Source organism: Halorubrum sp. B52, from assembly GCF_059752555.1.
This window is the reverse complement of record NZ_MWTG01000008.1, coordinates 1-11,846: the sequence shown is the minus strand read 5'-3', so window position 1 is coordinate 11,846 and position 11,846 is coordinate 1. Positions and strand designations below refer to the sequence as shown.

Here is an 11,846-nt window from a genome sequence, read left to right as displayed (position 1 = left end):
GGTTCGGCGTATATATGCGTTGTGTCACTTGCGTTTGCGCGAAACCGTCGCCCGCTTGCGATTTCCCCGTCCGACCCGGCGGAGCGGTTAAATACCGATGCGGGGATAGAGCGCCGGACCGCGGCGGACGACCGTCGCGAACGCGCCCCCGAGCGCCCGGCCGAAACGGGTTTGTCCGGGAGCGGGCAAGGGCGCGTATGCCCATCGTCGCCGTCGACGACACCGACTCCCGCGAGCGCGGGATGTGCACGACGTACGTCGGCGCGCGGCTCGCGGAGCGCCTCGAAGCGGCCGGGGGGCGGGTCCGCCGCCGGCTCCTCGTCCGGCTGAACCCCGCCGTGAAACACAAAACGCGGGGGAACGCCGCCGTCGCGGTCCACGTCTCCGGAGTCGATCCGGCGGCGGCGTTCGACCTCGCCGCGGAGGCGGTCCGGGAGTTCGCCGCGGCCGACGACCCGCGGACCTCGCCGGGCGTCGTCGTCGCCGACGTCGACGTCGACGGAGACCCGTTCGCGCCGATCGCCCCCGCCGGCTCCTCGGAGGACGCCGGCGACGCGTCGTCGACGTCGCGGATCCCCGACGACGTCGCCGACTTCGCCCGGCGCGCGCTCCGGCACCGGATCGGGCTCGACGAGGCCCTCGACCTCGCCGAGGCGCACGGCTACCGGCACGCCGCGTTCGGGACCGGCGGGGAGACAGAGGCGGCGGCCGTCGCCGGTCGCGGGCGGATCGGCGCGCTCGCGGCGGTCGGCGCCCCGGCCGCATTCGGCGACTGGACGGCGGAGCGCATCTCCTACCGCGAGCTGGACCGCTGCGGGACCCCACGCGACGTCGACGTCGAGAGCGTCTTCGCCGCGGCCGACGCGGGGTACCCGACCGTCTGGGACACCGTCGATCGCGAGACTGGAGCGGCCGTCTGCGTCCCCAACGCCCCCGGCCCGATCCTCCACGGGATCCGCGGCGACGACCCGGCGGCGTGCCGGGAGGTCGCCGAGGCCATCGAGAGCGAACCGATCGAGCGCGCCGTCACCTTCCTCACGAACCAGGGCACCGACGCTCACCTCGCGCCCGGGCGGATCGGCGCCCTCCGCGACGGCGCGGGCTACCGGGTCGCCGGCGCGGTCGCGGGCGAGCCGGAGACGAAACGGGGGGGTCACGTCCACGTCGACGTCGCGGCGCCCGGGGCGGAGGAGACGGGCGGGAGTGACGAGGGGGACGACGCGGCCCGCCTCCGGTGCGTCGCCTTCGCGCCGACCGGCCGCTTCCGCGACCGCGTGCGCGCTCTCCGGCCCGGCGACCGGGTGACGCTGTGCGGCGAGCACGAGCGACGCGACGCCGAAGGAGGAACCGCGGAGGGCCCGACCGCGACGCTCAAGCTGGAGAAGTTCGCGGTCCGCGACCTCGTGCGGACCGAACCGGCGGTGCCGACCTGCCCGGACTGCGGGCGGTCGATGTCGTCGGCGGGCCGGGGACAGGGGTACCGCTGTCGCGACTGCGACACCGCCGCGCCCGGGAAGGTCGCCCGCGAGGTCGACCGCGACTTGGAGCCCGGTTGGTACGAGGTTCCCCCGAGCGCCCGACGCCACGTCGCGAAGCCGCTCGTGCGGGGCGGGTTCGACGCGCCGGTCCACCCGGAGCGGTGACCGGGGTCAGTCGTCGAGCGACCGCTCCTCGCGCCACTCGGCGGCGCGGTCGAGCGCGGCCTCGCGGTCGTCGAAGCGCTCGCGCTCGTAGGCCGACGCGTCGGCGGCCTGTTCCATCACGTCGAGGCGGACGACGAACCCGCCGTCGGCGCGCTCGCGGACGCGGACCGTCGCGTAGCCGTCGGAGCGCTCCCACTCGGTGATCGTGTCGTCCTCGCGTCCCAGAGACCAGCTCATACCTCTGGGGGCGGGCGCGGCGGCTAAAACGGCCCGGTTCGGGCGCGCGGCGGGTGGGGGACCGGTCCGACGGTCTACGCCTCGTCGGCCGGACCCGTCGTGTGCGAACAGACTGGGCAGACCGCGTAGCCGAGGGTGTCGTACGGGACGGACGCCGAGGGGGCGGTCACGTCGCACTCCGGGCAGTCGAACGTCGACGCGTTCTCGATGCTCATGTCTCCCCGTAGCACGGCCACCCGTATGGTTACGCGCCGCCTGCCGCGCCGTCAACGAGGCCCTACTTATAAGCGACCGCCGGGCCGAGGACGGCCATGGCCGACGACATCCACGCGGACCGGCGGGCGCGCGCCGCGGCCCGGCTCCGAGCGGTCGACGCCGACGGGCTCGTCTGCTTCCCGAGCCGGAACCTCCAGTACCTCACCGGGTTCGACGCGGAGCCGAGCGAGCGCCACTTCCTGCTCGCGGTGCCGGCGGCGGAGAGCGGGAACGGGGGCGACGGCAGGGGCGACGCGACGGGCGACGGGAACGCGCCCGCCCTCCTCGTCCCGTCGCTGTACGAATCGCAGGTGCGCGAGGAGACGAGCGTCGCCGACGTGCGGACGTGGGCCGACGGCGACGACCCGGTGGCGGCCGCGCGCGACCTGCTCGCCGACCGCGGCCTCCGCGAGGGGCGCCTGCTCGTCGACGACGCGATGTGGGCGACGTTCACCCAGGACCTCCGGGCGGCGGCGCCGGACGCGACGTGGGGACTCGCGAGCGAGGCCCTCGCCGACCTCCGGATCCGCAAGGACGACGCCGAGCTGGCGGCGCTGCGCGAGGCCGCCGCCGCCGCGGACGCGACCGTCCGCGACCTCCGCGGGCTGGGCGCCGACGCGGTGGGGATGACGGAGCGCGAGCTCGCCGAGTGGATCGCCGACCGGCTGGCGGCTCACGGCGGGACGGGCGTCTCCTTCGAGACGATCGTGGCCGCGGGCCCGAACGGCTCGAAGCCGCACCACGGCCACGGCGACCGCGAGATCCGGACGGGCGAGCCCGTCGTGCTCGACTTCGGGACGCGCGTCGACGGCTACCCCTCCGACCAGACGCGCACGCTGGTGTTCGACGGCGACCCACCCGCGGAGTACGAGCGCGTCCACGAGGCGGTCCGGGAGGCGCAGGCCGCCGCGGTCGACGCCGTCGAGCCGGGCGTCACGGCCGGGGCGGTCGACCGGGCCGCGCGCGAGGTGATCGAAGCGGCGGGGTACGGCGACGCGTTCGTCCACCGGACCGGACACGGGGTTGGGCTCGACGTCCACGAGGAGCCGTACCTCGTCGCGGGCAACGACCGCGAGCTCGAGCCGGGGATGGCCTTCTCCGTCGAGCCGGGGGTCTACCTCGACGGACGGTTCGGCTGTCGGATCGAGGACCTCGTCGTCGTCACCGCGGACGGCCGGGAGCGCCTGAACGACACCGACCGCGGCTGGCGGTGACCGGTCCGTCCGGTCGCGGCGTTGAGGGAGCCGTATCCGTAAAGTGAGAACCGCGCGAAGAGCGACGCGAAAGGGGAGCGCGGTGGGGAGGCGCGCCGAAAACCGGCGCGCCGGGGGCCCGACGCGAGATGCGGGAGCCGTGTGCCTGCTCCGCAATCGGTGGTTATTGCCGAATCCTATAGTTGTGATACCGAATTATTTCGGTTTCCGGAGTCGGTCGTCAGTCGCGGGGAGACGAACGTATCGGTAACTATTCCGGACAGAAGAGAACGAAAGCCGATCTTTCGGGCGATCGAGCGGCGCTCCGCGGCGGGGGATCGGCGGCCACTCGGCATCGAAACCATTAGTGTCGCCGGAGCGGAACCGCGGGGTATGAGCGACAACGACGAGGCCGAAGAGAGCGAACCGGCCGTCGAGCTCGGCGAGGGACCGGACGTGGCGGGCGAGCCGATCGCCCGCGTCGCGTCCCGGCTCACGTGGCCCGCGAAGCGCAGCGACGTCGTCGCACAGGAGGGCGACGCGACGGTCCGGAGCCCGGACGGCGCTCGCGATCTCGACGACGTGCTCGCGGACTCCGACGTGCCGCTGTTCGAGAGCCGCAGCGAGTTCGTCGCGGAGGTCGAGGAGCTCGTCGGGCGCGGTCCGGTCGCGACCGAGTAGCATCGTCGGTCCGTCCTGCCCGGTTCGTCCCGCCCGGTCCGTCCCGCCCGATCCTGCCCCGCTTCGTTCCGACCCGCTCCTCCGCCGCGGCCTTTTTGTTCCGATGACGCGGAGTCGACGTATGGCGATCCCCTTCGATCCGCACGAGCTGGACCCCGAGGAGTACGGCGAGACGCGCGCGACGCTGTCGATGGACCACGAGTCCGCGATCGAGCGCGTCCGCGAGGTGTGTCTCGACGCCGGCTTCGGCATCCCGGTCGAGTTCTCCCCGTCCGAGATGCTGAACGAGAAGGTCGACGCCGACCGCGACCCGTACTACGTCCTCGGCGCCTGCAACCCGGCGATGGCGGACCGCGCGCTCGACGCGACCGACAAGCGCATCGGCGGGCTGTTCCCCTGCAACATGATCGTCTGGGAGGAGTCGCCCGGCGAGCAGGTCGTCTACCACGTCTCGATCATGAAGATCGCCCGCCTCCTCGGCATGCCCGTCGACGACGAGGAGATGGACGCGATAATCGAGGACACCGGCGAGATGGTCGACGCGGTGTTCGCGGAGCTGGCGGAGTAGTCGACGGAGACGGCGTCTCCGCGACGATATTTTTAAAGAGATCCGAGAGCGACGAGGCCGGTATATAAACGACCGGTGCGGTGGCGCGCCGGTGAGCGCCCGTGAGGGCGCGAACCGAGCGCGAGGGAGGCGGCGGTCCGGCGCGGCTCCGCCCGCGCCGGAGCGTCCGCCGAGGCTGGGGAGGCGTGAGGTGCGGTGGCGTGCGGTGCGGGGCGGGACTCAAAGGGGCAGCCGTGAGCGGGGCGCAGGCGACGTAAGCACTGCAGGGAGTGAGCGAAGCGAACGACCGAAGCGCGCAGCGAGCGTGCGCCCCGCTCACGGCTGGGGCTTTGGAGGTCGTCGTCGCGGAGGAACGGATCACGTACAGCCGAACGACTGGTGTTTCGGAGGTCGTTGCCGTCGATGTGTGATCGGTTATTTATAAACGAGCGACCGGACCGTCAGATGTCCCCGCCGACGGTCTGGAGTCGATCGATCACAGCCGATCCGTCCCGCCGCCATCCACGCCGCGGTCCAGCCACGACACCGCGACCGACTCGAACGGCCCGGAGTACTGCATCAGCGTCGTCCCGAGGATCGCCATCACGAGCACGTAGCCGACCGCGAACGCGTTGATCGTCTGCGCGAGCGCCGGGTCGAGCGTCCCCGCGTCGGCCCCGCTCACGGCGACCGTCGCGATGATCAGCGAGAACTCCCCGCGGGTCGTCATCCCGAGCGCGACGCGAGTCGACCGCCGGGTGTCGAGGTCGAAGGCTCGCCCGGCGAAGAAGCCGGTGACGAGTTTCGTCGGCGTCGTCACGAGCACCGCGAGCGCGATCAGCGCCGCCACGCCGCCGAACAGCAGCGGGTCGGTGACGAGCCCGATCCAGAAGAAGAACACCGCCGCGAACGTGTCGCGGACGGGTTCGAGCAGCGTCTCGATCTCGTGGGCGTACTCCGTCGAGGCGAACGCCATCCCGACGAAGAAGGCGGCGACCGCCTCGCTGACGCCGAGCGCGAGCGCCGCGCCGGCGACGAGCACCACGGTCGCGATCGACCGGAGCGCGACGAACTCCGGGTTGTCGGTCTCCACCAGCCGGTCGAACGCGGGCGTGCCGTACTGGACCGCGGCCAGCAGCGCGAGGATGAATCCGATCGCGATCCCGACGTCGACCGCGGCCGCGGCCACGTCGCCGCCGCCGAGCACGAGCGCCGAGGCGACCGCGAGGTAGACGGCGATGAACAGGTCCTCGTAGACGAGGGTGCCGAGCAGCGGCTCCGCCTCGTCGTTGGCGATCCAGCCGAGGTCGATGAGCGACTTCGTGATCACCGCCGACGAGGAGATGTACACGATCCCGGCGAGCAGGAAGGCGGGCAGGAGCGCCCCGAAGACGAGCCAGCCGAGGACGAGCCCGGCCCCGAAGTTCGCGAGGTCGATCGTCCCCGCCGTCCCGATCTGGCGCCGCCGCGCGAGCAGGCGGTCGAGGTTGAACTCCAGCCCGAGGAAAAAGAGGAGGAAGACGATCCCGAGCTCCGCGCCGAGCGCGATGAACTCCGTCTCGGGGACGTAGACGGTCCCGACCGTCGGCAACGCGAGCCGCCCGAGGACGAACTCCCCGAGCAGCATCCCGGCGACGATGTAGAAGGGGATCACGGACTGGCCGACGCGGTTCGCGAGCCCGCCGGCGACCGCGACCGCGGCGAACATGACGCCGACGTCGAGCAGCGCCACTACCGGCCACCTCCGGGGCGGGCGAGTCGAGGGTTCGCCCCGACCGCGTCGGCGCGGCCGCTCATTCGGTGAGGAGCTCCTCGAACGCCGCGCAGTTCTCCGGCGTCCCCACCCCGATGACCGTGTCGCCCTCGCGGAGCGTCGTGTCGGCGCTCGGACTCTCGACGACCTCGTCGCCGCGCTGAAGCGCGACGACGGCGAGTCCGGTCCGGTTGCCGATGTCCGCGCTCTCCAGCGTCTCGCCGATGAGCGGCGATCCCGGCTGGAGCTCGTACCACTCCAGGAGGATGCCGCCGGGCAGGGTCGTCTCCTGCGTGTCGGGCTCGACCGGCTGGAAGTACGCGCCCTCGACGATCGAGCCGATCGTCCGGGCGAGGTCGTCGCCGAACTCGAACACCTTCTCCGAGTCGGCGTCCGGGTCGGGCCGGCGGAACAGCTCGCGTTTGCCCGTGTTGTGGATGACGACGACCATCTCGCCGTCGTCGAGCTCGATCTCGAACTTCTTCCCGACGCCGGGGAGATCGGATTCGCGGATCGTCATACCGAGGGGAGCGGTGCCAGCGTAATAGGTGTACACGTCGCGGGCGCCGGGCTCGGGCGACGCGCGTACGACGCGCGTGCGACCGCCCCGCACCAAACGCTAAGTGGGGTGAGACCGAGAGGTCGACCATGTGGGGATCCCGGAGGAACCGGGACCGGCGGACGGTGACCTGTATCGCGTGCGGCGACTCGCTGCTGCGCGAGGACGCGCGCGAGTACGACAAGGAGGGGGACCGCTGGAACCGGCGCGACAAGGAGTTCGAGTACCTCTGTACCGACTGCGACGACGAGCTCTGTCACCAGCCCCGCGACGGGCTCGAGTCGCTCGTCTGTTCCATCGAGGGCGACGGGCTCTCGCGCGAGGAGTTCCTCGGCCGCTACGCCGACGCGGTGGCGCTCGACGGGAGCGACGACGACGCGACCGAGTCCCGCGGCCGATCCGACCGCGACCGGGAGCCGTCGGACCGCGACCGCTAGCGCGCTCCGCCGGCGCACCGCGTCCAATGGCCCCTCCCGCCCCCCGACGGGGCTTTCCGACCCCGACAGGCCTTTCTAACGGACCCGCGTTGGTCCCGGTATGTCAGACGACGAGCCGAAACCGGGGTCCGCCGAGGACCAAGGTCCCGTGACGATCACGCCGGAGCTGGCGGACCGCCTCGCCGACAAGCGGGCGGACCTGTTCGAGGAGTTCGAGATCCCCGACGAGTTCCCGAACGAGGTCCTGCGCGAGGCCGAGACTCGGACCGAGGGCGTGTACGAGGAGATCGAAGCCGAGATCGACGAGCGCGAGGACCTCCGCGACCTGACGACGTGGACCACCGACCCGGTCGACGCGCAGGACTTCGACGACGCGATCTCCATCGAGCGCGAGGAGGGCGCCTACCGGCTGTGGGTCCACATCGCCGACGTCACCCACTACGTCACGCCCGACACGGCGATGTGGGAGGAGGCGGTGAAGCGGGCGAACACCGTCTACCTGCCCGACTACACGATCCACATGCTCCCGCCGGTGCTCGCGGAGACGGTCTGCTCGCTCGTCCCCAACGAGGACCGACTCGCGCACACCGTCGAGATGGAGATCGACGACGAGACGCTCTCGTTCGAGGACATCGACATCTACAAGTCCGTCATTAACTCCGACGAGCGGCTCACCTACAAGCAGTGCGAGGAGCGGTTAGAGGACCCCTCGCTCCCGCTGGGCGAGGAGAACGCGCTCGCCTTCGAGCTCGCCGACCGGATGCACGAGCAGCGCAAGGAGGACGGCTCGCTCGTCTTGAACCCGCGCCGCGACCGCGCGCACACCATCATCGAGGAGTCGATGCTGAAGGCGAACAAGGCGGTGACGCACACCCTGATGTGGGACCGCGGCGTCGAGGCGATGTACCGCGTCCACCCGCAGCCGACCCCGGACCAGTGGAGCGAGGCGCTGAAGGAGATCCAGGAGCTCGACGGCGTCTCCATCCCCGGCGACGCGTGGGGCGACGACCCGCGCAAGGCGGTCAACGCCGCCCTCGAAGAGTCTCCGAGCCGCCAGCTGAACAAGATCCAGCGCGCCGTGCTGAAGGTGATGCCCCGTGCGAAGTACATGAACGACCCGTTCGGCGGGCACCACGCGCTCAACTTCGACATCTACGGCCACTTCACCTCGCCCATCCGCCGGCTCTCGGACACGATCAACCACTGGATCGTCCACGAGAACGACGTGCCGGAGACCCTCGTGGAGCTGTGCGACCACGCCAGCGACCGGCAGAAAGACGGCGAGACGGTCGAACGCATATACAAACAGTTCCTCCAGGAGCAGGGGCTCGATCCCCACGCGGTGAACAACCGCGGGATCGAGGTCGTCGACGACGCGGAAGAGGCGAAACACACGGTCTAACGCCTCGGCTCGCCCGCCTCCCGTCGCGACTCCTCTCTCCTCGCCTCAACTCCTCCCGCCTCGCCCCAACTCCTCCCGCCTCGCCTCAAGTCCTCCCGCCTCGCCCTAACTACCCTCGCCGAAGCGTATAGACCGTCGGAGTTCCTATCGTTGGACATGACCCATCACGACCACGACGAGCGCCGCGCCGCCGATCGGATCGCCGACCGGGAGCGCACGCGGGCCGAGCGGGACGCGGAGCGAGCCGCCACGGTCGGCGGGTTCACGGGGGCGGTCCTCGGCGCCCGCGGCGGTCCGATCGGCGCCGGGATCGGCGCGTTCCTCGGCGGGTCGACCGGCTACGCCGTTGGCTACGCGCTGAGCGAACTGGAGGGGAAGCGCGACGACCCTCACGAGACGACGCTCGACGACTACGCGACCGGCGAGGGGCCGGATCGCGTGGCGGAGGACGACGCCGGCGACGATCACGGAGACGACGGACCGGTGCGGATCGAAGTCGGCGAAGAGGGCGACGAGGGTAACGAAGGCGGCGAGGACAACGAGGGCGGCGAGGACGACCACCGGTCCGAGGAGTGACCGGCGCGCGCGACGCTCGTCGTCAGTCCCGCCGAGTCGCGAACCGAGCGATCGCGGCGGCCGAGAGCGCGCCCGCGACCGCGATGCCGGCGAGGACGAGGAACAGCTCGCGGGGGCCGGCGCGGGTGAGGACCCACCCCGCGAGCGCGGCGCCGAGCGAGCCGACGCCGAAGATGCCGAGGTACGTGTAGCCGAACGAGATGCCGCGCGCCTCGCTCGGCGAGTAGGCCGCGACCGTCGCCTGCGAGAGCGGCTGCACGGTGAACAGCGCGACCCCGAGCGCGAGCGAGACCGCGAGGAACGACGCGGTGGTCGCGCCGGCGGGAACGAACAACAGCGCGAGGACCGCCAGGACGGACATGAGCGCGATCAGCCCCCGCTCCGGGCGGATCCGATCGGCGATCCGCCCGCCGAGGTACTGGCCGAGGACGCCGACCGTGAGGACGGCGACGTACACGTACCGCGCGAGGTCGAACTCCTCGGCGTACGGGCTCTCGGGGTCGATGAGTTGGACATCGATCAGCCCGCCGAGGGCGTCCCCGAGGAGGTCCGGCAGGAACGTGAGGAACGTCCGGTAGTAGAGCCCGCTGAACGTGACGAACGCGAACACGATCAGGAACCCCCCGGCGAGCAGGACCCGCGTGTCGTCGACGATCGTCGACGGCGACACCTCGCCTTTGGCGCCGCCGCTTCCGGCGGCGCTCCCTCCCTCACCCCCGCCGTCGGCGGCCGCGGACGCCGGGAGCGCCGCGTCGACGTCGACGGTGACGCCGTACGCGGCGACGGCGACGGCGGGAACGGTGAGCGCGGCCGCGACGATCCGCCAATCGAACGCCAGGAGGAGCAGCGCGGTCGCCAGCGGGCCGAGGGCGATGCCGAGGTTGCCGCCGATCCCGTGGTAGCCGAGCGCGGTCCCGCGCTGCTCCACGGACTTGGAGAGCAGCGACAGCCCCGCGGGGTGGTAGACGCTCGCGGTGACGCCCCACACGCCGATGGCGAGCGCGAGCGCGAGCAGGTTCGGGGCGACGCTCACGAGGAGGAACGACGCCGCCATCCCGCCGAGGCAGGCGAGGATGAGCGGCTTGGAGCCGAACCGGTCGACGAGGATACCGCCGGGGAGCGCGCCGACCCCGAACAGCCCGTAGCCGACGGTGGAGACGAGCCCGAGCGTGGCCGCGGTCGTCGAGAACTCCGCGATCCACACCGTCAGCAGGATCGGGATCGAGAGCTCGTAGGTGTGGACGAGCCCGTGCGAGCCGGCGGTGAAGGCGACGATCCGTCGCTCGGCGCGGTCCATCGGCCGACCGTTCCCCGCGGCCGGGGATAGCTCCGGTGGTTGCTGCCGGGGTTGCCGGGAGCGCCGGACCGCGGCGGACGACCCCCGGATGACCGCGTCACTCCAAGTCCGCCGGCTGGGTGCCGACCCCCTCCGGCCAGCCCGTCGGCTGCGCCGCGCTCGGCTGTGCGTGCGACCGCTTCAGTACCATCGGCGTGCGCTCCAGGGAGAGCACGAGCTCGTCGTCCTGGTTGTACGCGCGCAGCTCCGTGGTGACGATACCGACGTGATCGCGAGAGTCGGACTCGCGCTTGTCGAGCACCTCGGACTCCGCGAACAGCGTGTCGCCGTGGAAGACGGGCGCGTGGTGGCGGACCTCGTCGTAGCCGAGGTTCGCGGTGGCGTTGGCGCTCACGTCGACGACGCTCATTCCGACCGCCAGCGCGATGACGAAGGTGCCGTCGACGAGGCGCTCGCCGAACTCCGTCTCGGCGGCGTACGCCTCGTTGAAGTGCATCGGATTGACGTTCATCGTGAGGTTGGTGAACCAGACGTTGTCCGTCTCGGTCACCGTCCGCCCGTACGGGTGTTTGTACACGTCGCCGACCGAGAAATCCTCGTAGTAGCGGCCCTCCCAGCCGGCGACGAGCCGGCGGTCGGCGCCGCCGTCGGTCGCGGCGGTCGAGTTCCCCTCGTCGGTCTCATCCGATGTCCCGCGGTCGTGCGCGTCGGTGTCGCGAACCATACCGCGTACCGAGGGGAACGACCGACAAAAAGAGGACCGGGTTCGCGGGACCCGCCCGCGCGCGCTACACGAAGTTGAACGACGTGTACAGCAGCAGCCCGACGGAGACGACGATGACGAGCACCAGCCAGCCGATCATGATCGCGCCCATCTGGCGATGCGAGAGGTTCGTTCCCTCGAGGATCTCTGAGACGCCCATATCCCGACCGATTCGCCGAGAGTATTTAATCGCTTCCAACGGAACGGGCCCGACCGTCTCGTCGTCGGAGTCCGGAGACACGCGATCGCCGTAGGTCCGGCCGAGGACTCGGACTGTGGGTTTCGTACGCATCGCGTACAGGTCAACGAATTTGACCGTGTGCGCCTAATTTTCGGCGTTGATATTTATGCCAGTAAGTACATAAGGAGGCTCCGTTAATCAGGGAGTAACCAGCTAACCGATCGGAACGGACGGCCGTTTCATCGGTGGACCGCTGGGTTCAAACTATGAAACCAAGCAACCTGTTCAACTCGGACGACCGTGCCGTGAGTCCCGTTATCGG

The 11,846-nt window shown here is 71.0% G+C and carries 14 protein-coding genes; 7 read left to right on the top strand and 7 right to left on the bottom strand.

Features of this window, described 5'->3' with window-relative positions:
- Positions 1-197 precede the first annotated feature (197 nt).
- Entirely contained in the window at positions 198-1,643 is a 1,446-nt protein-coding gene (locus tag B4V04_RS05805; protein WP_498229981.1) for a TiaS agmantine-binding domain-containing protein, read from the top strand.
- A gap of 6 nt (positions 1,644-1,649) precedes the next feature.
- On the opposite strand, the gene B4V04_RS05800 is transcribed toward B4V04_RS05805, so the two are convergent.
- The gene (locus B4V04_RS05800) at positions 1,650-1,880 is read right to left on the bottom strand and encodes a DUF7543 family protein (RefSeq protein ID WP_498229980.1); all 231 of its coding nucleotides are present in this window, start codon (positions 1,878-1,880) and stop codon (positions 1,650-1,652) included.
- Positions 1,881-1,954: 74 nt separating this feature from the next.
- The gene (locus B4V04_RS05795; RefSeq protein ID WP_498229978.1) at positions 1,955-2,095 is read right to left on the bottom strand and encodes a hypothetical protein; all 141 of its coding nucleotides are present in this window, start codon (positions 2,093-2,095) and stop codon (positions 1,955-1,957) included.
- Positions 2,096-2,191: 96 nt separating this feature from the next.
- On the opposite strand from B4V04_RS05795, the gene B4V04_RS05790 reads away from it, so the two are divergent.
- The 3 genes from B4V04_RS05790 (at position 2,192) to B4V04_RS05780 (ending at position 4,577) form a co-directional block, all read left to right on the top strand.
- A complete protein-coding gene (locus B4V04_RS05790) occupies positions 2,192-3,349 on the top strand; it encodes a M24 family metallopeptidase (RefSeq protein ID WP_498229976.1) in 1,158 nt (385 codons plus the stop codon).
- 372 nt (positions 3,350-3,721) lie between these two features.
- Positions 3,722-4,009 (top strand): DUF5789 family protein, encoded by a 288-nt coding sequence (locus B4V04_RS05785; RefSeq protein WP_498229974.1) that lies wholly within the window; start codon positions 3,722-3,724, stop codon positions 4,007-4,009.
- Positions 4,010-4,130: 121 nt separating this feature from the next.
- Positions 4,131-4,577 (top strand): DUF302 domain-containing protein, encoded by a 447-nt coding sequence (locus tag B4V04_RS05780; protein WP_144799857.1) that lies wholly within the window; start codon positions 4,131-4,133, stop codon positions 4,575-4,577.
- 475 nt (positions 4,578-5,052) lie between these two features.
- Here B4V04_RS05780 and B4V04_RS05775 read toward each other — a convergent pair whose 3' ends face one another.
- On the bottom strand, positions 5,053-6,288 hold the full coding sequence (locus B4V04_RS05775) for a cation:proton antiporter (protein WP_498229972.1): 1,236 nt from the start codon (positions 6,286-6,288) through the stop codon (positions 5,053-5,055).
- 61 nt (positions 6,289-6,349) lie between these two features.
- Positions 6,350-6,829 carry a cation:proton antiporter regulatory subunit gene (locus tag B4V04_RS05770; protein ID WP_498229971.1) on the bottom strand — a complete coding sequence of 160 codons (480 nt, stop codon included), beginning with the start codon at positions 6,827-6,829 and terminating at the stop codon, positions 6,350-6,352.
- 128 nt (positions 6,830-6,957) lie between these two features.
- Here B4V04_RS05770 and B4V04_RS05765 point away from each other — a divergent pair, with 128 nt between their 5' ends.
- The 3 genes from B4V04_RS05765 to B4V04_RS05755 all read left to right on the top strand — a co-directional run bounded on the left by B4V04_RS05765 (position 6,958) and on the right by B4V04_RS05755 (position 9,283).
- Complete coding sequence (locus B4V04_RS05765) at positions 6,958-7,305, top strand: DUF7562 family protein (protein ID WP_498229969.1); 348 nt, start codon at positions 6,958-6,960, stop codon at positions 7,303-7,305.
- A 100-nt stretch (positions 7,306-7,405) separates the two neighbouring features.
- The gene (locus B4V04_RS05760; protein WP_498229968.1) at positions 7,406-8,707 is read left to right on the top strand and encodes an RNB domain-containing ribonuclease; all 1,302 of its coding nucleotides are present in this window, start codon (positions 7,406-7,408) and stop codon (positions 8,705-8,707) included.
- A 156-nt stretch (positions 8,708-8,863) separates the two neighbouring features.
- Positions 8,864-9,283, top strand: coding sequence for a hypothetical protein (locus B4V04_RS05755; protein ID WP_498229966.1), 420 nt, complete (start codon positions 8,864-8,866; stop codon positions 9,281-9,283).
- 22 nt (positions 9,284-9,305) lie between these two features.
- Here B4V04_RS05755 and B4V04_RS05750 read toward each other — a convergent pair whose 3' ends face one another.
- From B4V04_RS05750 to B4V04_RS05740, 3 genes are all read right to left on the bottom strand, one after another.
- Positions 9,306-10,580 (bottom strand): MFS transporter, encoded by a 1,275-nt coding sequence (locus B4V04_RS05750; RefSeq protein ID WP_498229964.1) that lies wholly within the window; start codon positions 10,578-10,580, stop codon positions 9,306-9,308.
- A gap of 97 nt (positions 10,581-10,677) precedes the next feature.
- Complete coding sequence (locus B4V04_RS05745) at positions 10,678-11,304, bottom strand: MaoC family dehydratase (protein WP_498229963.1); 627 nt, start codon at positions 11,302-11,304, stop codon at positions 10,678-10,680.
- Between the two features lie 64 nt (positions 11,305-11,368).
- Positions 11,369-11,503 (bottom strand): hypothetical protein, encoded by a 135-nt coding sequence (locus B4V04_RS05740; RefSeq protein ID WP_498229961.1) that lies wholly within the window; start codon positions 11,501-11,503, stop codon positions 11,369-11,371.
- Positions 11,504-11,846: the final 343 nt, after the last annotated feature.

Excerpts from the sequence above, each read along its gene's own strand:
- B4V04_RS05805 (WP_498229981.1), top strand. The coding sequence starts at position 198 with ATGCCCATCGTCGCCGTCGACGACACCGACTCCCGCGAGCGCGGGATG.
- B4V04_RS05800 (WP_498229980.1), bottom strand. The coding sequence starts at position 1,880 with ATGAGCTGGTCTCTGGGACGCGAGGACGACACGATCACCGAGTGGGAG.
- B4V04_RS05795 (WP_498229978.1), bottom strand. The coding sequence starts at position 2,095 with ATGAGCATCGAGAACGCGTCGACGTTCGACTGCCCGGAGTGCGACGTG.
- B4V04_RS05790 (WP_498229976.1), top strand. The coding sequence starts at position 2,192 with ATGGCCGACGACATCCACGCGGACCGGCGGGCGCGCGCCGCGGCCCGG.
- B4V04_RS05785 (WP_498229974.1), top strand. The coding sequence starts at position 3,722 with ATGAGCGACAACGACGAGGCCGAAGAGAGCGAACCGGCCGTCGAGCTC.
- B4V04_RS05780 (WP_144799857.1), top strand. The coding sequence starts at position 4,131 with ATGGCGATCCCCTTCGATCCGCACGAGCTGGACCCCGAGGAGTACGGC.
- B4V04_RS05770 (WP_498229971.1), bottom strand. The coding sequence starts at position 6,829 with ATGACGATCCGCGAATCCGATCTCCCCGGCGTCGGGAAGAAGTTCGAG.
- B4V04_RS05765 (WP_498229969.1), top strand. The coding sequence starts at position 6,958 with ATGTGGGGATCCCGGAGGAACCGGGACCGGCGGACGGTGACCTGTATC.
- B4V04_RS05760 (WP_498229968.1), top strand. The coding sequence starts at position 7,406 with ATGTCAGACGACGAGCCGAAACCGGGGTCCGCCGAGGACCAAGGTCCC.
- B4V04_RS05755 (WP_498229966.1), top strand. The coding sequence starts at position 8,864 with ATGACCCATCACGACCACGACGAGCGCCGCGCCGCCGATCGGATCGCC.
- B4V04_RS05750 (WP_498229964.1), bottom strand. The coding sequence starts at position 10,580 with ATGGACCGCGCCGAGCGACGGATCGTCGCCTTCACCGCCGGCTCGCAC.
- B4V04_RS05745 (WP_498229963.1), bottom strand. The coding sequence starts at position 11,304 with ATGGTTCGCGACACCGACGCGCACGACCGCGGGACATCGGATGAGACC.
- B4V04_RS05740 (WP_498229961.1), bottom strand. The coding sequence starts at position 11,503 with ATGGGCGTCTCAGAGATCCTCGAGGGAACGAACCTCTCGCATCGCCAG.